The following is a 15,514-nucleotide window of genomic DNA, read 5'->3' as shown; positions in this document are numbered from 1 at the left end:
TGTTTTAACCGCATTTCTGCGACGCCGAGTTTCCGCCTGACCGCCATCTTTCTAGGCGATCTGCTCGAACGTGCATTGTTCCGGGGCCTTGTCCGGCCGCCAGCGCAGGAACTTGGTGCCATGCCGGAAACGATCGCCGGTGACATGATCGAACCGCACTTCGACCACCAATTCGGGCCGAACCGGCTCCCATTCGCCACTGCGCTCGGTGCTCCAGCGGCTGGCCCACCCGGTGCTTTTCCGGTGAAGCCCGGCGGTTTGCGCATCGCTTCGAGTTTGCGGGTAAGCTCGCCCCTGTCATCCTTGGCGATGGTCGAGGTGAAGCCGACGTGATCGAGCTTGCCGGCATCGTTATAGAGGCCCAGCAACAGTGAGCCGACCTGCCGGCTGTTGCTGAGATAGCGAAAGCCGCCCGACCACGCAATCGGCCGACCGCAACCGCTTCACCTTCACCATTGCGCGCACGCCCGGCTGGTATGGATCGTCCAGCCGCTTGGCGACGACGCCGTCCGTCGCCCCATGTCCAGCGTCGCCTAGCCAGGAGCGGGCTTCCTTCACGTCGCGCGTACAGTGCGAGAGCATGATGTTCCTGCGGTTTGCCGAAGCGACGAACGTCTCGAGGGCCGCTCGCCGTTCTTTCAGTGTCCGGGCCAACAGGACGGTTCCGTGCTGGTCGCAGAGCATGTCGAAGAGGACGATGTGCGCCGGGGTTTCCGCAGACAGCTTGCCGATCCTGCTCTCGGCGGGATGAAGCCGCATCTGGAGGGCGTCGAATGACAGCTTGCCATCGAGCGAGACGACGATTTCGCCGTCGACGATAAAGCAGGGCGATGGCAGTTCCTTCAATGTCGCGACGAGTTCGGGAAAATACCGTCCGAGCGGCTTGCCCGATTTTGCGCGCAGCTCCACCGCGTCGTCCTGCCGAACGCCAGGCAGCGAAAGCCGTCCCATTTGCGCTCATATTGCCACTCGTCGCCTTCGGGAATCGCGTCGGCCGCCCTGGCTTCCATCGGCGGCGTATCGAGCGGCAGGAGGAAGCCTTCGCGAAGCAGCGCCATGTTGTCGAAAGCAGGATCGCAGGGAATGACTTTCATTGCGTTGCCTTTGTCCCCGACCCGGCCGCTTCCAGGCGCCTATTTTTTCGCTTTCCAGCCTCCGAGTTGATGCTCTTGCGCAGCGCCTCCATGATATTGATGACGTTGCTGGGCGGCTGCTCGGCCTTGGCCCTCGCCCTGGCTGGACGCTTCCTGCCCTTCTTTTTCAAGGCAATGATCTCCAGCAGCCGTGCCTGGACGGGATCTCCGGTCATGCCTGGATCCCATTGCCTGGTTCGCTCATCGATCAAGGTCGAGACCATATTCATCATTTTCGGGTCGGGTTTGGTATCGTCGATCTTGCCGAAATAGTCCTCGGGATCGCGAATCTCGTCGCCATAGCGCAGTGTCCACAGCACGATGCCCTTGCCCCGCGGCTCGAGCATGACGGCGCGCTCGCGGCGGTACATGACCAGTCGCGATATTCCGACTGTCCCTGTCTTCTGCATGGCGTCGCGAATAACCGAGAATGCCTCCTCCCCGACCGGATCGTCCGGGGTGAGATAGTGGGGCTTGTCGTACCAGATCCAGCCGATGCTGTCGGCATCGACGAACATGTCGATGTCGATGGTACGCGTGCTCTCCAGCGCGACCGCGTCGAGCTCATCATCCTCGAGGAGGACGTATTCGTCCTCGCCGCGCTGATATCCCTTCACCTCGTCATGTTCAGCAACGGGCTTGCCGCTGACGGCATCGACATATTGGCTGACGACGCGATGCCCGCTCTTGCGATTGAGCGTATGGAAGCGAACCTTTTCGCTCTCGGTGCTAGCGGGCGTCATTGCGACCGGACAGGTCACGAGCGAGAGCTTCAAATAGCCTTTCCAGAAAGGACGCGGCGCCATCAAGGATCCCCGGGAAGGTGCAAAACAGTCGAACGCGCAGGGGTGATCGATTGTTCCAGCAGCGTTTCGTCGCGCGCCCAACGCTCGCCGGCAAGATCGCTCGCCTTCCACAGTCAGGAGGACCCGACTGTCGGCTGATGCCGTGGAACCGATGAGCGCAAGCGCAATTCGGAACAGACAGAAGGCAGCAAGAACCATTTCAATGTCGGATTTCAGCATAGGAAAAACCGCCGAGAGGCAGAACCGGCCAATCGCCCCATTCCGCTAAATATCGACGGATGACGAAACAATTGCCTTCGATCGCCGTTTCGCAAACTCATCCCTGGGAAGGCGAAGGCGATGATCCTTGACGTGCCGAGATTCAGAGGTCGAACGGATGCGGGGCGCCAGCTTGCCGCCGCATAGGCCGGGTTCGCAGGCTCCGGTCCACCGGTGCTGGCGCTGCCGCGTGGCGGGGTACCGGTTGGCTTCGAGGTGGCGAACGCGCTCCGTGCCCGGCTCGACGTGCTGCTTGTGCGCAAGATCGGCGCGCCGGGCCATTCCGAATATGGCCGCACAACGCGGCGGCGAGACAACCCGGACCGATCCGGCGCAACAGCATATTCCTCGCCTCGAGGAGTTGGAGCGCGAGGAATTGGAAAGAAGGGAACGCGACCGCGACGACCGGGACCGTTAGAGGATCATGTTTAATCGACAGGATTACGTTTACCAGAGCAGCGACCCGAAGGGTGACGAGGGGTTTGGCAAGTTATTTGCTATCGTCATCTGTTTCGTTTTCTTCCTGGGTGCACTGCAGGTTGCTTATGAAACGGTGTCTGGCTGGTACCAAAACTCCATGCATTGGAGCAGCGAAATGCTGGCTTTTTTGGCCGGCTTATGGCCGTTCTGATAGTCCCGGGCCTTTGGGCACTCGAGTCTTATGCAAGGATAAGAAAATGGCAGACGAACCGAACCGGAATCCGACTGCTGACGAAATGGCCGGTATGTAGTGGTGGAATTCGCTTACCGAGGCTGAGCGCGCGGACTGGCTGGCCCGGGCAGATTCGGCAGTGCCCGCCGAGGCTTGGGCAGCATATAAACGTCAAGGGCGGCTCGATCTATAACCTGCTGTAGGGATCCACTAATATAGACCAAGGAAAAATCCGAGCGAGGCTGCTGACGTTCGCCGTACGCAGCGCATAAAGTGACACCATTGTGCCCGATCAACCAGGTTCGACGAGCGTCGCGACAGGCCAGCCTCACATTAGCAATTTCTCAATTGTAAGGCCTTCGGGGATGCGGCCCGCTAAGAATTCGCTATACTTCGATAGCGTCCGGTCGCGACCCTGCAGCGCTATGTCGTGTCGGATTACTTGAGCCGGCGCGCGGGATTTTGTCGTAGCATTGTGATGAACAGTTCCGATCCCCTGTCCGCGGGAATCACTATCTACGGCGCCACCGGCTACACAGGCCGTCTGATCGCGCGGCACGCTGTGACGCTGGGACTTCAACCTACGCTGGCTGGCCGGAATGAAGAGCGGGTTGCGACGCTGGCCAGCGAGTTGAACTGTCCTTCGCTAACGTTCCCCGTCGCCTCGGCCAGCCAATTGACCGATTGCCTGCGCGGCTTCTCAACGGTGCTGAACTGTGCCGGCCCGTTCTCGCAGACCGCCGGACCCATGATGGAAGCGTGTATTGCTGCCGGGGCCGATTATCTGGACATCACCGGCGAGATCGACGTCATCGACGCGCTGCGTCATTGAGTGACCGGGCGAAGCAAGCTGGCGTGGCATTGATTCCGGCCGTGGGATTCGATGTCGTTCCCAGCGATTGTCTGGCCGCCATGCTCGCCCAGCGCTTGCCCGCCGCGCAGCGACTCGAATTGGCATTCATCGCCTTGGGCGGCATGAGCCCGGGCACTACCAAAACGATGATTGAGGCACTCCCATCAGGTGGCCGCGCCCGGATCAACGGCGTAATTCGCCGAGTTCCCACCGCCTGGAAGACAATGGAGGTGCCGTTTCGCCACGGCAAGCTAATGGCCATGTCGATTCCGTGGGGCGACGTCGCCAGCGCCTATTACTCGACCGGAATTCCCAACATCGAGGTCTATACCTCGGCGCCGCCCACGCAAATCGCTCGCATGCGTCGAATCCGCTTCGCCCTACCCTTGCTCGGTAGTTGGCCGTTGAAAACCCTGGCCATGGAGTGGGTCGACCGCAACGTGAAGGGACCCTCGGACGAAGTCCGCACCACAGCGCGCTCGTCTTTGTGGGGACGTGTCACGAACGCATCGGGCAAGTCCGTTTCGGCGACCCTTGAAACGCTCAGCGGGTATCATCTCACTACGCTGACGGCCGTCGCGGCATTGCAACTCTCAATTGCCCGCCAGGTGCCATGCGGCTTTGCGACCGCTAGCCAAGCGTTTGGCCGCGAGTTTATCCTCAACTTCCCTGACACCGACATCGAGTGGGCCGCCTGAGCAGCGACGGAAAGGCGCGCTACCTCCCGAACCCTCCCTGAGAAGGCACACCCGCTCCGGCAGCGTCGCTTCGGCCAGAGCGATTTCTGAATTTCGACGCGACTTCGCAAGTGAGGGCGGGCCAAGGTGCCCTATCGGCTGAAAATTTAGGGAAAATCGGCGGCGGGTTTTCTCGCGCTGGCCTAGGGCCTGTTGAGATTCATCGAGAGTTTATGACGGCTGCGGCGAGATTGCGTTGAAGCTGATGTCGGTTTTGTCGGCGCGTATAGCGATGCGCTTGAACTCCTTGAGCTTGCAGAAGAAGTTCACGATCAGATGACGCCATTTGTAGATCTCGGCGTCGAGTGGCAGAGGCTTGGTCCGGCGCGGATGCTGCGAGATGACGATCTTGGCGCCGCGCTCGTTGAGATCGGCGATGATGGCGTAGCTGTCGAAGGCCCTGTCGGCGATGAGGGCATCTCAGCAGAGGCCATCTATCAGCGGTGGCACGCCGACGGTGTCGAAGCGATGACCGGGCAGGAGAACGAAACGGACCAGATTGCCGAGCGCGTCGGTGAGCGCGAGGATCGTGGTGGTCATGCCGCCCTTGGAGCGGCCGATGGCCTGGCTCTGAGTCCCCCTTTTTGCGCCCTGGCCGTGGCGATGGACCTTGACGATGGTGGCGTCGACCATGGCGTATTCCATGTCGGGCGCGTCCGAGCAGGCAATGAAAACATCGGCTTTGACCCTGTCGCTGTATCGCTTGAAGACGGTGTTCCAGTTGCCGAAGAAGGCGGGCAGGTTCCGCCACGGGCTGCCTGTGCGCACCACCCATAGGACCGCTTCGAAAAGATGGTCGGCGAGGAAGACCCCTTGCCCTTGCCCTTGCCCTTGCCCTTGCCCTTGACCATCCCCGCCGTGTCGCTCGGGAAGCCGCCCCGACAGGTTCGCGGCTCGCCCTGAAACAAATGAAATAATCGGCTCCCCAGGACGACATTCGCCCGAAGCACGGGCGGACAATTCTCCGCACCATCGTCACCAGGACGACGGAGCCGGACGAGCCCGAATTGCCGTGGAATTGCGGCACCCTCGCACCGTCGGCCGGCAGTCAAAAGGAGATATGTCATGTCTAGAGAATTTAGCCTCACCGTGTCACGCAGCAGACGGTTCGCGCTCGCTTCGCTAGCCGCCGTCTGCCTCGCGGGCCTCACGATCCCCGCCGATGCCCGCGCGCCCAACGGCGCGACGCCGGGAAAGAGCTGCAAGGCCAGTTACATCGCTTCGCACACCCAGAAGGCGACCAAGATCGACAGGGCCAAGCAGAAGGCACGCGGCAACTGGGAATTCCAGGCCTGGAGGAATTTCGGCGGCAAATACAACGATTGGAGAAAGGCGCAATACGCCCAGTACGGCTGCTCGAAGAAGGGAAAATACCACTATTGCGTCGCCGAAGCCTATGCCTGCTCCCAGGTCGAGGAAGTCGGGGGCTAATTGCGGATGCGGTCGTTGAAATAGCGGCGCTTGGCAAAGGCGGCTTTGAACGCGGCAAAAAGTCTCCGGCGGCACGTCCTCAACTCGTATTGTTTGCCGCTGGCGACGAACCACACCGAAAAGATGCCGGCGCTCCGGAACGTATTCTGTTTTGCGTATCGAGGTAGACGGCGTTGCGAAACCTCTTTACGAATTCCCTCCTAATCGGGCTGAGGCAACGTCGCGTTGGGACATTCAGCTTATCCTTGTAGACCAGTCATCTATCTGCCGTTCTGCCTCTTCTTTGGCGATCCCATATCGCTCCTGAATGCGTCCTACGAGTTGATCTCGATTGCCCTCGATGCGATCGAGGTCATCGTCGGTGAGGTCACCCCATTGCTCCTTGGCCTTGCCTTTGAACTGCGTCCATTTTCCCTTGATTTGATCCCAATTCATGGCTTCCTCCTTTGTTAGTGCTTTGCCGGGCACTTCCCGAAGCGCATTCTTCCACCTTCCCGCCTCGAAGGACCCGATCTTGTACAGACACCGAGTGCGATATCAGTTCTCGGAATGAAGATTAGCGACCGCTGAAGGTTCCATTGCCGGCACAAAAAAAACGGCCGCGACTAAACTGCGTCCTTCACTGGAGCCATGGTCGACCGGATATTCCCCGATCGGCGCCTAGAGGAGGTGTTCGAAGCGTTCGGCAAACAAGCGCGCGGCAAGACTTGCCCGGCGATCGACGGCATCCTCGAGGAAGGCTCCGAAATCCTTGAGGAATATCAGGGCGCTCCGGCGCTTGATGCCGGACTGGTAGCGGCGGCGCAAGCCGTCGAGCACTACGAGATCGCCCGGTATGGCACTCTGATCGCCTGGGCGGAACAGATGGGAAAGAGCGACGTTGTCGCCCTTCTCAACGCGACGCTCAAGGAGGAGCTCGCTACGGACGAAGCGCTGTCCGGGCCTCGGCGAGGGCGGCGTCAATCAACGTGCCCTTCAAGAAGCCGCGTAGTCCTTTTATTGCCGATCCACGGAGCCGGGGATATGATAGCTCGGGTTCCGCTATCTCCGCCACAGCCCTTTGAGTGATCTTGCGTACAAACTTGCGCACGGTTGATTTGGCTTGGTTTCCTGCCACTATCGGCAGGTCCACGCGACATGGACGCAACATGGGGGAGCATCAACGGTGGCAGGCCGGCACAACGTTTTGCGTCTATAATCGATTACAGCGGAAAATCAGCGCCAGGAGCTGGAGGTCTGAGTGGGAATTGAACCCACTACGTCGGTTTTGCAGACCGATGCGTCACCGTCCCGCCCTCAGACCTTGGGGCCTCTATGCCCAATCCATCAGCGCTTAGTCAACCTGTCGATTCCCGGACGGCCAGCCGTAGGGGAATGGCGTTCCGCTAGAAATTTCTCGTGCAGTTCGGTCGCGATTGCCATCCACTGAGGGAGGCACTGGAAATCTGAAGGCCGACGATTTTTTGAGTATCCGGCGGCAGAGTGGATGTGATGCGCTCTCCGTTACTGCCCATGCTGAAAACGTCAAACGCGACCTTGCGAGGGCGAAGCTTTTGACGTCCATTGCGCGGAGGGGGGAATCACTCATGCGCAAACCGTTTTTACTTGCTGTCGTCATACTTGCAGGCTGTCAGACCGGGCCAACGCCTATCGTTTTCAAGCCAGGCGTCGACTTGCGCTCCACAGTTGCGGCGGTCGACCAGTGCAAAATCGCCTCTTTCAGGGATATTCCGCAATCGATCGCAACTGATTACCACCCTGGTTACAGCAACCCCGGCACGGTCCAGTGCAACACGTACGGGACCGTGGTCTCCTGCAACACGATAGGGGCGGTTAATATTCCGGGATCAACGACAACCTACGACGTCAACCAGGGGCTGAGAGACCGTTACATAGTCCGGTGTCTTGAAGCGAAAGGCTTCGGGGTGAAGTTTGACGGCCGTGCTTGCGCCACTCAGTCGGAGGTAAATCAGGCGATGAAGGACAGAGCCAATGGCCAGTTTCCCAAGTGCGCCGTCAGGGCGCCGTCATAGCTGCTGGGCCCTCCGCGATCACGGAATTGCCCGAATTGCCATACGCGGTACTATCCAGCGGCAGCGGATCCCCAATCCGTTAGGCCGGCGCCTTATCAAGCCCCCCGCCCAACTAGTGCCGGCCGCCCCCCGACAAACCTGGGAAGGTGTTCGGGGTGAACTTCGCAGGTGGAGGCCGGCGCTCCCTCCGGCAGACCATGGGGAACCTGGCCGGCCCGAGCACGTTGTGGCCGGTCACCCTGGGCTGCTCATGCAATATCTTTTCCAAGAATTCGGCCATCCGACATACGTCCCGTTTCCAGTTATTGCGGCGAGGCTTCTACTGGCGACGATCTTCGGTGCTGCGATCGGTTTCGAACGCGAGTGGCGAAATCGGCCCGCCGGGCTTCGCACCCATATCCTGGTCTGCGTGGCAGCGGCTACTTTCGGTATTCTGACGATTGAAATCGTTCACGCGCCGATGTTTCTGCAGGAATCCGTGAAGGTCGATCCGATTCGTGTTGTCGAAGCGGTTACCGCTGGTGTCGCGTTCCTTGCTGCCGGATCGATTTTGTTTTCGAGAGGAGAGATCCACGGGCTGACGACCGGTGCAGGCATGTGGCTGTCTGGCGCAATTGGCGTGGCGTGCGGGCTAGGTCTGTGGCAGGTGGCGGTGCTCGGCACGCTTTTGGTGCTTGTCGTGGCAGGCCTTCTTTATAGTTTTGCCGCCAAGTCCGGGATTGGCGAGAACGCCGGACAAGGAAAGCCCACGTCGGAAGAAGATGTGTCCAAGCGGCGCAAAGGCTGAGAACAACGCCCCGCGTGCAAGGGCTGAACTGATTTGACGCGGCACCAGGCAACCCGAGCAGCACTGCGCTATCCCCGAGACATCGGCGCCGCGTGCAGCTCCTCAAAGTCCGCCGGTCGGCCGTTCAATACATTGAGCGCCCGCCCATGGTAAGGCCCGCGCCCCATACCGAGCGCGGGCTTCACCGGCATCTGCAGTGGACAGAGGGGGGCACATACAGCCCACTGCCTGTATCAAACTGTTAGGAAGGGCTAATGTTCCGCTTGACGACAGCCAAAGCCACACCAGAATCATGGGATGGCGCGGGATATCCTGATCGGCGATGAAATCACGCTGACGGCAACAATTCTGAAGATACTCCCGGACGGCCTCGCGAGCGTTAGCATCCCGACCTACAACTTTCCCTACTCCATCGACGCGCCAAAGAAGGCAAAGCCCGGCATCAAGGTTGAGCTAATTGGCTACGCCACGCGCGTCGATGATGAAGACGGCAAGGTGACCGTGAAGATTGGCGACCTGGTCACGGTCGACCAGGACTCTATCACGAATTGGAAGCGCGAACGGACAGTGCTTAGGGATCGCGCAGACTAAAAACGATACTGCTCGCATTCGCGGACCACAGAGCGCGCTACCCACACCCGTTTAGCCATGGAGTCGCCTCCAGGCTCATCCGATTTGACGGCCATGGTTAAGGAACATGACAATTTTACTAAATTAGTAAACACGCATGGAGCGCCTATAACTGCCCAGCCGGCGACCGCAACCCCAAACCGACAGCCGGTCGGGCCCGGCGGCCTCTCGTGATCCTTGAGCGCCCGTCGGGCCGCTGCCGGCGTCGAGCCTTCGGTGGGCAGTGTCGGCGATAGCTACGACAATGCTCTCGCCGAAACGATCAACGGCCTCTACAAGGCCGAGGTGATCCATCGACGCGGACCATGGCGCTCGTTCGAGGCCGTCGAGTTCGCGACGTTGGAGTGGGTGGACTGGTTCAACAATCGCCGGCTGCTGGAGCCCATCGGCAACATCCCGCTGGCCGAAGCCGAGGAACGCTACTATGCCATGCTGGAAGAACCAGCCATGGCCGCGTGACTCAAACGAAACGGCCTCCGGAAAACCCGGCGCGGTTCAGGTTGAGCGCCGGCTGGCGGCCTTGTGGCGACCGACGTTGTTGGCTACAGCCGGCTCGTGGAGGCCAATGAGGAAAGCACGCTGGTCGCGCTTCGCCACGAGTTCTTCGATCCAACCGTAGTCAAGCATGGCGGGCGAATGTTCAAGGTGATGGGCGACGGTTTCCTGGTCGAGTTCGGCAGCGTTATCAACGCGGCGCGTTGCGCGGTTGAAATCCAGCGCGGCATGGTCGAGCGCAATATGGGGTTCCTGAGGATCGGCACATCAAGTTCCGCATCGGGATCAATCTTGGCGACATCATCGTCACTGTTGATTCGAATCCGCTCGACGCTTTCGAGGGCGATTAAGGATCATGTGCCCCCCAAAGACCTTCTCGCGCATAGGTAGCACCGCGAGACCTTTCAGGGGAAGCCGGGTTTCGTCCTCACACTTGTTCGGGCTGGATGACGGCGAGATCACGAGGGTCGGCGGCGCGCCGGGTTTGGTCAGGGATGCTGCAACGGGCAATCTCGAGGTGGCGCCGGGTACGGCGCTTGACTGGGTCAGGGGCGAGGAGTTGGCCTTCGGCGGAGACCTGTCGGTGTTCTATCAACAGCCCGCACCGCAGTCGACGCCGGTTGCAACCCTCATCGAGACGCTAACGCGCATGGAGGAAAGCTACAAGGAGCTTGCCGTGCGTGTGGCCGTGCAGGCCGGCCCGTTGTCGCAGTACTTTATCGACCTGCATTACGATGCCGCTGCCGACAGCTCTGTTGCCGTTGACCCCGACCGCCAGTTGGGCGGTGTATTCGAGTTTCTCCTATTGGCTCACTCACGTGGATAGCGTGAAGCACCGCGCCGTCCAACGTACGCAGCGCCCGTTGGCGCGGCTGTCGATGTTCCGTAACGCTCAGGCGTCCTCCGCCAGTCAGGCGTCCTGCCCTGGCGTGCGCAGGATATCGGCGCCTGGCTGCTCGTCGAACAGAACCGCGCAGCCGCGCTGCAGCGCCACCGGCGACAGGGCGTTGGCCACGATTTCGTCCGGCGAGATGAAGTCCCCGGTCAGCACCCGCAATTCTTCCACGGCTTTGGCCATCGACACCAATCGCCCTGCGGCGCGGCCGGTCGTGCAGTCGTTGATGACGGTAACGAGATCGATCATTTCGAACTGGCCCATCACAGGCCTCCGCAAACAGCGTCCCTTCCCGCTATGAACGTCGCGGCTATCGACAATGTTCCCCGGCCTGGCGAATTCCGTTTCGGCGGACAAATGGTCGCTGATGCGGTAGACTTGCGGACCTGTCGTCCACCGTCTATCTGGCTTCACAAGTTACTGGACGTTCAGCGGGATCATCATGCCAACTGATGAGTGCGCGTGCGTACCCACGTCTGCTCCTCCAGGATGAGATCCGAATACCCGTTGGTGACGCGCGGCGTTTGGATTGAAGCCGGGTGCAATATTGAGCATCGCAAAAACCTGCAGCCAGGAACCGGATGGCCATTCTGAAGGGACGCTTTATAACAGATTGATGGGATTGTGATGACCAAGGGGAGACGATGCGCTACATACGTCCGCATTCACTAGAAGAGGCCGCTGGCCTGTTGGCCGGCTCGACCGGTACGGCCGCCATTCTCGCCGGAGGCAGCGACCTCTTGGTGAGGATGAAAGGCGGATTTATCGAACCCGACCTGATCGTCGACATCAAGGCGATCGACGGGCTGGGCGAGATCAGGGAAACAGCCGAGGGCTTCAGCATCGGTGCTGCGGTCCCTTGCGCCCTGATGGGAGAGAGCGCGGCCTTGAAGAGGGAATGGCCGGGCGTCGTCGAAGCGGCCAGGCTGATTGGCTCGAAGCAGGTTCAGGGACGCTGCACAATCGTCGGCAATCTTTGCAACGCCTCGCCGGCGGCCGACAGTGTGCCGGCGCTGGTGGCCGCCGGCGCCAGGGCATTGATTATCGGGCCAGGAGGCAGGCGCACGATTCCCGTGGAGGCCGTGCCGACCGCGCCGGGCAAGACGTCGCTCGCCAAGGGTGAGATCATCGAGGCGATCCTGCTCGACAGGCGCGCGCCGCGCTCGGGCGATGCCTATCTGCGTTTCATTCCACGCACGGAGATGGACATCGCCGTGGTCAGCGCCGGGGTGAACCTGACGCTTGATGAGCAAGGTGCCGTCGAATCGGCCCGCGTTGCTGTGGGCGCCGCAGCGCCGACCGTGCTTCTGGTCGAGGAGGCCGCCGAGGTTCTCATCGGCTCCAAGCTGGACGATGCGACGTTGGAGCGGCTCGCCAAGGTCTGCTCGGGCGCCTGCCGCCCCATCGACGACAAGCGGGGCACCGTCGAATTCAGAAGGAAAGTTGCGGGCGTGCTGGCCAGGCGGGCCGCCACGACCGCCTATGCGCGTGCAGGAGGCAAATGATGGCTGGTGTAGCAGTCTCAACGACAATCAACGGCGACAATGTCGAGTACCTTTGCCAACCGGACGAGACGCTGCTCGATGTGCTGCGCGACCGCCTCGGGCTGACGGGCGCCAAGGAAGGCTGCGGGACCGGCGACTGCGGTGCCTGCAGCATCATCCTCGACGACCGGCTGGTGTGCTCGTGCCTGGTGCTTGGCGCGGAGGCCGAGGGCCGGCGTGTCGAGACCGTCGAGGGCATGGCGCATGGCGACAGGCTGCATCCGCTGCAGCAGAAGTTCCTCGAGCACGCGGCCCTGCAATGCGGCGTCTGCACGCCAGGCTTCCTGATCGCGGCGAAGGACCTCTTGGCCAAGAATCCCGATCCGACCGAGGAGGAAATCCGCTTCGGCCTCGCCGGAAACCTCTGCCGCTGCACCGGCTATGACAAGATCGTGCGAGCGGTTCAGGACGCCGCAAGCGTGATGAAGGGAGCCTGACGATGAATTTCGATCCGCGTTACTCCACTCGCAATTTCACATCCGTCGGCACGCGTCCCATCCGTCCCGACGGCGTCGACAAGGTGACGGGCCGTGCCCGCTACGGCGCCGACTTCAACATGGCCGGCCAACTGGTCGGGCGTGTTCTGAGAAGCCCGCACGCGCACGCGGTGATCAGGAAGATCGACACCTCGAAGGCGGAGAAGCTCACCGGCGTGAAGGCGGTGATCACCGCCGCCGACCTGCCCGACCTCACCGACGGCGATGCCGCCATGTACGACATCCTTGACAACTGCATGGCGCGCAAGACGGCCTTCTATGACGGCCATGCGGTGGCCGCGGTGGCCGCGGTCGACGCCCGCACGGCCAGGCAGGCACTGAAGCTGATCGAGGTCGACTACGAGGTGCTGCCGCATGTGACCGATGTCGACGAGGCGATGAAGCACTCAGCGCCCGTGCTCAACGACACCATCTTCACCGAAGGCCTTGAGGAGAAGCCCGCCAAGCCGTCCAACGTCACCAAGCGCAGCCAGTACGGCCATGGCGATGTCCATGAGGGTTTTGCGCAGGCCGATTACATCGTCGAACGCTCCTACAGGACCGAGCAGACGCACCAGGGCTATATCGAGCCGCATGCCTGCGTGGCGAGCGTCAGCTCCGACGGCACCGCCGACCTTTGGGTCTGCACGCAGGGCCATTTCGTCTACCGCCAGCACTGCGCCCAACTTCTCGGAATGGATGTCTCCAAGCTGCGCGTCACCTCCTCGGAGATCGGCGGCGGTTTCGGCGGCAAAACCCATGTCTGGGCCGAGCCGGTGGCGCTGGCGCTGTCGCGCAAGGCCGGCCGGCCGGTCAAGCTGGTCATGACGCGCGAGGAGGTGTTCCGCGCCTCGGGGCCAACAAGCGCCACCTCGATCGACGTCAGGATCGGCGCCCGCAAGGACGGCACGATCGCCGCAGCCGAGGCGACGCTGCGCTATTCCTGCGGCCCCTATGCCGGCATGTGGGCCGAGCTCGGCGCCATGACCGCGTTCGCCTGCTACAAGCTGGAGAACGTCAAGACGGTCGGCTACGAGGTGCTGGTCAATCGGCCGAAGACGGCGGCCTATCGCGCGCCATCGGCGCCGATGGCGGCCTTTGCGGTCGAAAGTGCCGTCGACGAGCTGGCCAAGGAGGTCGGCATGGACCCGGTCGAGTTCCGGATCAGGAACGCCGCCCAGGAAGGCACCAGATCATCCTACGGCCCGGTATACGGCCCGATCGGCATCGGCCCGACGCTGGAAGCGGCGAAGAACCATCCGCATATGAAGGCACCGCTGGGCAAGAATCAGGGCCGTGGCATGGCTTGCGGCTTCTGGTTCAACTTCGGCGGCCAGACCTGTACCGACCTCAACATCGGCATGGACGGCTCGGTCTCGCTTGCCGTCGGAACCGTGGATGTCGGCGGCTCGCGCGCCTCGCTGTCGCTGGTGGCGGCCGAGGAACTCGGCATCGCCTATGAACAGGTCAAGGCCGTGGTCGCCGACACCTCCAGCCTCGGCTACAACGACATGACGGACGGCAGCCGCGGCACCTTTTCCTCCTCCATGGCGACGATCTCGGCTGCCCGCAACGCCATCAAGATCCTGCGCGAACGCGCCGCGCAGACGTGGGACATCCCGGTCGACGACGTGGTCTGGGAAAAGGGCCATGCGATTGCCAAAGGCGACAAGTACGGCAACCTTGCGGCGCTGTCGCTGAAGGAGATCGCGGCCGCGTCAGGAAAAACGGGAGGGCCGATCGCCGGCCACAGCGAGCTCGTCGCCGACGGCGCCGGCGTCTCCTTCGCCACCCATATCTGCGATATCGAGGTCGATCCGGAGACCGGCGCCACGAGGGTCGTGCGCTACACGGTCGTGCAAGATGCGGGCAAGGCGGTGCACCCGACCTATGTCGAGGGGCAGTACCAGGGGGGCGCTGCGCAAGGCATCGGCTGGGCGCTCAACGAGGAATACATCTACGGCAAAGACGGGCGGCTGCAGAACCCGGGCTTCCTCGACTACCGCATCCCGGTCTGCTCGGACCTGCCGATGATCGACACGCAGATCCTCGAGATCCCCAATCCCAACCATCCTTACGGGGTGCGTGGCGTCGGCGAGACATCGATCGTGCCGCCGCTGGCGGCGATCGCCAATGCGGTGTCGAACGCCGCGGGCGTGCGGATGACGCATATCCCTATGTCACCGCCACGGATTCTGGCGGCGATCGAGGCGGAACAGGCAGGCTGATGGTCGAAGTCACGCTCTGGGGATCGCTCGGCGCGGCCGCCGGAGGCAAGAGCAAGATCGAGATCGAGGCCAAGGATATTCGGGAGCTGTTCAGGAAGCTGGCTGAGCAGTATCCCGGCCTCGAGCCCTATATCAACCGCGGCATCGCAGTCGCCATCGACGGGACGATCTATCGTGACACCTGGTCGAAGGAATTGCCACAAGGCGCGGAAATCTTCCTACTGCCGCGTCTTGTTGGGGGATAACTGGACAACGGGCTCACACCTGAAGACAAGTGTCGCTTTTACTTCTCGATTTTCAAATGCTCGGAACGTCATGTGCTCGTTAGGATTGGGCGTTAAGATGGGCATGATTTCCCGCTAACGATTTCACCCGAAAACCTGCGCCCGCTCCGGGAGGAACGGAGGAGCGCGGCCGGTGTGAGCCCTCCTACCTGACCGTCGCATCCCGATACTGTTCTCGCCGAAGGAGATCGCCAGGAAGCGGTCAGCAAACCAAGGCATCTACAGCGGCTCAAACCTCGACCGGGCTACATCCACGCCGTGCGCCCGCTCGA

At 61.5% G+C, this 15,514-nt stretch carries 15 protein-coding genes, 1 tRNA gene and 5 pseudogenes; 15 read left to right on the top strand and 6 right to left on the bottom strand.

The window, feature by feature from the left end; translation table 11 throughout:
• Positions 1–51 precede the first annotated feature (51 nt).
• Both IQ26_RS27370 and ku read right to left on the bottom strand, forming a co-directional pair.
• Positions 52–1,058 (bottom strand): annotated as a pseudogene (locus IQ26_RS27370) (ATP-dependent DNA ligase).
• 32 nt (positions 1,059–1,090) lie between these two features.
• Complete coding sequence (gene ku, locus IQ26_RS27365) at positions 1,091–1,939, bottom strand: non-homologous end joining protein Ku (protein ID WP_145721489.1); 849 nt, start codon at positions 1,937–1,939, stop codon at positions 1,091–1,093.
• A gap of 339 nt (positions 1,940–2,278) precedes the next feature.
• Between ku and IQ26_RS41615 the strand changes: the two are divergent.
• From IQ26_RS41615 to IQ26_RS27345, 4 genes and pseudogenes are all read left to right on the top strand, one after another.
• Positions 2,279–2,491 (top strand): annotated as a pseudogene (locus IQ26_RS41615) (phosphoribosyltransferase); the annotation flags it as partial.
• Between the two features lie 130 nt (positions 2,492–2,621).
• On the top strand, positions 2,622–2,828 hold the full coding sequence (locus IQ26_RS27355; RefSeq protein ID WP_145721488.1) for a hypothetical protein: 207 nt from the start codon (positions 2,622–2,624) through the stop codon (positions 2,826–2,828).
• Positions 2,829–3,327: 499 nt separating this feature from the next.
• A complete protein-coding gene (locus IQ26_RS27350) occupies positions 3,328–3,681 on the top strand; it encodes a saccharopine dehydrogenase NADP-binding domain-containing protein (protein WP_145721487.1) in 354 nt (117 codons plus the stop codon).
• Between the two features lie 23 nt (positions 3,682–3,704).
• The gene (locus IQ26_RS27345; RefSeq protein ID WP_145721486.1) at positions 3,705–4,400 is read left to right on the top strand and encodes a saccharopine dehydrogenase family protein; all 696 of its coding nucleotides are present in this window, start codon (positions 3,705–3,707) and stop codon (positions 4,398–4,400) included.
• A 210-nt stretch (positions 4,401–4,610) separates the two neighbouring features.
• Here the strand turns inward: IQ26_RS27345 and IQ26_RS40580 are convergent.
• Positions 4,611–5,357: pseudogene (locus IQ26_RS40580) on the bottom strand (IS5 family transposase).
• A gap of 147 nt (positions 5,358–5,504) precedes the next feature.
• Here IQ26_RS40580 and IQ26_RS27330 point away from each other — a divergent pair.
• On the top strand, positions 5,505–5,870 hold the full coding sequence (locus tag IQ26_RS27330; protein WP_145721484.1) for a hypothetical protein: 366 nt from the start codon (positions 5,505–5,507) through the stop codon (positions 5,868–5,870).
• A gap of 234 nt (positions 5,871–6,104) precedes the next feature.
• Here the strand turns inward: IQ26_RS27330 and IQ26_RS27320 are convergent, their stop codons facing one another.
• Positions 6,105–6,305 (bottom strand): CsbD family protein, encoded by a 201-nt coding sequence (locus tag IQ26_RS27320; protein WP_145721483.1) that lies wholly within the window; start codon positions 6,303–6,305, stop codon positions 6,105–6,107.
• Between the two features lie 222 nt (positions 6,306–6,527).
• On the opposite strand from IQ26_RS27320, the pseudogene IQ26_RS27315 reads away from it, so the two are divergent.
• A pseudogene (locus tag IQ26_RS27315) lies at positions 6,528–6,861 on the top strand (YciE/YciF ferroxidase family protein); the annotation flags it as partial.
• Between the two features lie 238 nt (positions 6,862–7,099).
• Here IQ26_RS27315 and IQ26_RS27310 read toward each other — a convergent pair.
• Positions 7,100–7,173 (bottom strand) — tRNA-Cys (locus IQ26_RS27310).
• Positions 7,174–8,153: 980 nt separating this feature from the next.
• Between IQ26_RS27310 and IQ26_RS27305 the strand changes: the two genes are divergently transcribed.
• The 5 genes and pseudogenes from IQ26_RS27305 to IQ26_RS27285 all read left to right on the top strand — a co-directional run bounded on the left by IQ26_RS27305 (position 8,154) and on the right by IQ26_RS27285 (position 10,641).
• Positions 8,154–8,690 (top strand): MgtC/SapB family protein, encoded by a 537-nt coding sequence (locus tag IQ26_RS27305; RefSeq protein ID WP_145721482.1) that lies wholly within the window; start codon positions 8,154–8,156, stop codon positions 8,688–8,690.
• Positions 8,691–8,987: 297 nt separating this feature from the next.
• Positions 8,988–9,281, top strand: a complete 294-nt coding sequence (locus IQ26_RS27300) for a hypothetical protein (RefSeq protein WP_145721481.1) — start codon at positions 8,988–8,990, stop codon at positions 9,279–9,281.
• Between the two features lie 225 nt (positions 9,282–9,506).
• Positions 9,507–9,779: pseudogene (locus IQ26_RS27295) on the top strand (integrase core domain-containing protein); the annotation flags it as partial.
• A 63-nt stretch (positions 9,780–9,842) separates the two neighbouring features.
• The gene (locus IQ26_RS27290; protein WP_240547254.1) at positions 9,843–10,205 is read left to right on the top strand and encodes a nucleotidyl cyclase domain-containing protein; all 363 of its coding nucleotides are present in this window, start codon (positions 9,843–9,845) and stop codon (positions 10,203–10,205) included.
• Positions 10,206–10,248: 43 nt separating this feature from the next.
• Positions 10,249–10,641 carry a hypothetical protein gene (locus IQ26_RS27285; protein ID WP_145721480.1) on the top strand — a complete coding sequence of 131 codons (393 nt, stop codon included), beginning with the start codon at positions 10,249–10,251 and terminating at the stop codon, positions 10,639–10,641.
• Between the two features lie 84 nt (positions 10,642–10,725).
• Here the strand turns inward: IQ26_RS27285 and IQ26_RS27280 are convergent, their stop codons facing one another.
• Positions 10,726–10,974, bottom strand: a complete 249-nt coding sequence (locus IQ26_RS27280) for a hypothetical protein (protein WP_145721479.1) — start codon at positions 10,972–10,974, stop codon at positions 10,726–10,728.
• Between the two features lie 380 nt (positions 10,975–11,354).
• Between IQ26_RS27280 and IQ26_RS27270 the strand changes: the two genes are divergently transcribed.
• Genes IQ26_RS27270 through IQ26_RS27255 form a run of 4 tightly spaced genes read left to right on the top strand, consistent with a single transcriptional unit; the run spans position 11,355 to position 15,203 of the window.
• Complete coding sequence (locus tag IQ26_RS27270) at positions 11,355–12,215, top strand: FAD binding domain-containing protein (protein ID WP_145721478.1); 861 nt, start codon at positions 11,355–11,357, stop codon at positions 12,213–12,215.
• Entirely contained in the window at positions 12,215–12,691 is a 477-nt protein-coding gene (locus tag IQ26_RS27265; protein ID WP_145721477.1) for a (2Fe-2S)-binding protein, read from the top strand. Before IQ26_RS27270 ends, IQ26_RS27265 begins: the two co-directional genes overlap by 1 nt.
• Before the next feature lie 2 nt (positions 12,692–12,693).
• Positions 12,694–14,958 carry a xanthine dehydrogenase family protein molybdopterin-binding subunit gene (locus IQ26_RS27260; RefSeq protein ID WP_145721476.1) on the top strand — a complete coding sequence of 755 codons (2,265 nt, stop codon included), beginning with the start codon at positions 12,694–12,696 and terminating at the stop codon, positions 14,956–14,958.
• Positions 14,958–15,203 (top strand): MoaD/ThiS family protein, encoded by a 246-nt coding sequence (locus tag IQ26_RS27255; RefSeq protein ID WP_145721475.1) that lies wholly within the window; start codon positions 14,958–14,960, stop codon positions 15,201–15,203. The genes IQ26_RS27260 and IQ26_RS27255 overlap by 1 nt, the downstream gene beginning before the upstream one ends.
• Positions 15,204–15,514 lie beyond the last annotated feature (311 nt).

Origin of the sequence: Mesorhizobium tianshanense, from assembly GCF_007830515.1 — a bacterium.
Taxonomy (GTDB): Bacteria; Pseudomonadota; Alphaproteobacteria; order Rhizobiales; family Rhizobiaceae; genus Mesorhizobium; species Mesorhizobium tianshanense.
The sequence above is the reverse complement of the archived record's forward strand: the minus strand, read 5'-3'. Positions and strand labels throughout refer to the sequence as shown.

What these genes read in the sequence shown, in the direction of transcription:
- ku (WP_145721489.1), bottom strand. Translation starts at nt 1,939, where the DNA reads ATGGCGCCGCGTCCTTTCTGGAAAGGCTATTTGAAGCTCTCGCTCGTG.
- IQ26_RS27355 (WP_145721488.1), top strand. Translation starts at nt 2,622, where the DNA reads ATGTTTAATCGACAGGATTACGTTTACCAGAGCAGCGACCCGAAGGGT.
- IQ26_RS27350 (WP_145721487.1), top strand. Translation starts at nt 3,328, where the DNA reads ATGAACAGTTCCGATCCCCTGTCCGCGGGAATCACTATCTACGGCGCC.
- IQ26_RS27330 (WP_145721484.1), top strand. Translation starts at nt 5,505, where the DNA reads ATGTCTAGAGAATTTAGCCTCACCGTGTCACGCAGCAGACGGTTCGCG.
- IQ26_RS27320 (WP_145721483.1), bottom strand. Translation starts at nt 6,305, where the DNA reads ATGAATTGGGATCAAATCAAGGGAAAATGGACGCAGTTCAAAGGCAAG.
- IQ26_RS27305 (WP_145721482.1), top strand. Translation starts at nt 8,154, where the DNA reads ATGCAATATCTTTTCCAAGAATTCGGCCATCCGACATACGTCCCGTTT.
- IQ26_RS27300 (WP_145721481.1), top strand. Translation starts at nt 8,988, where the DNA reads ATGGCGCGGGATATCCTGATCGGCGATGAAATCACGCTGACGGCAACA.
- IQ26_RS27280 (WP_145721479.1), bottom strand. Translation starts at nt 10,974, where the DNA reads ATGGGCCAGTTCGAAATGATCGATCTCGTTACCGTCATCAACGACTGC.
- IQ26_RS27270 (WP_145721478.1), top strand. Translation starts at nt 11,355, where the DNA reads ATGCGCTACATACGTCCGCATTCACTAGAAGAGGCCGCTGGCCTGTTG.
- IQ26_RS27265 (WP_145721477.1), top strand. Translation starts at nt 12,215, where the DNA reads ATGGCTGGTGTAGCAGTCTCAACGACAATCAACGGCGACAATGTCGAG.
- IQ26_RS27260 (WP_145721476.1), top strand. Translation starts at nt 12,694, where the DNA reads ATGAATTTCGATCCGCGTTACTCCACTCGCAATTTCACATCCGTCGGC.
- IQ26_RS27255 (WP_145721475.1), top strand. Translation starts at nt 14,958, where the DNA reads ATGGTCGAAGTCACGCTCTGGGGATCGCTCGGCGCGGCCGCCGGAGGC.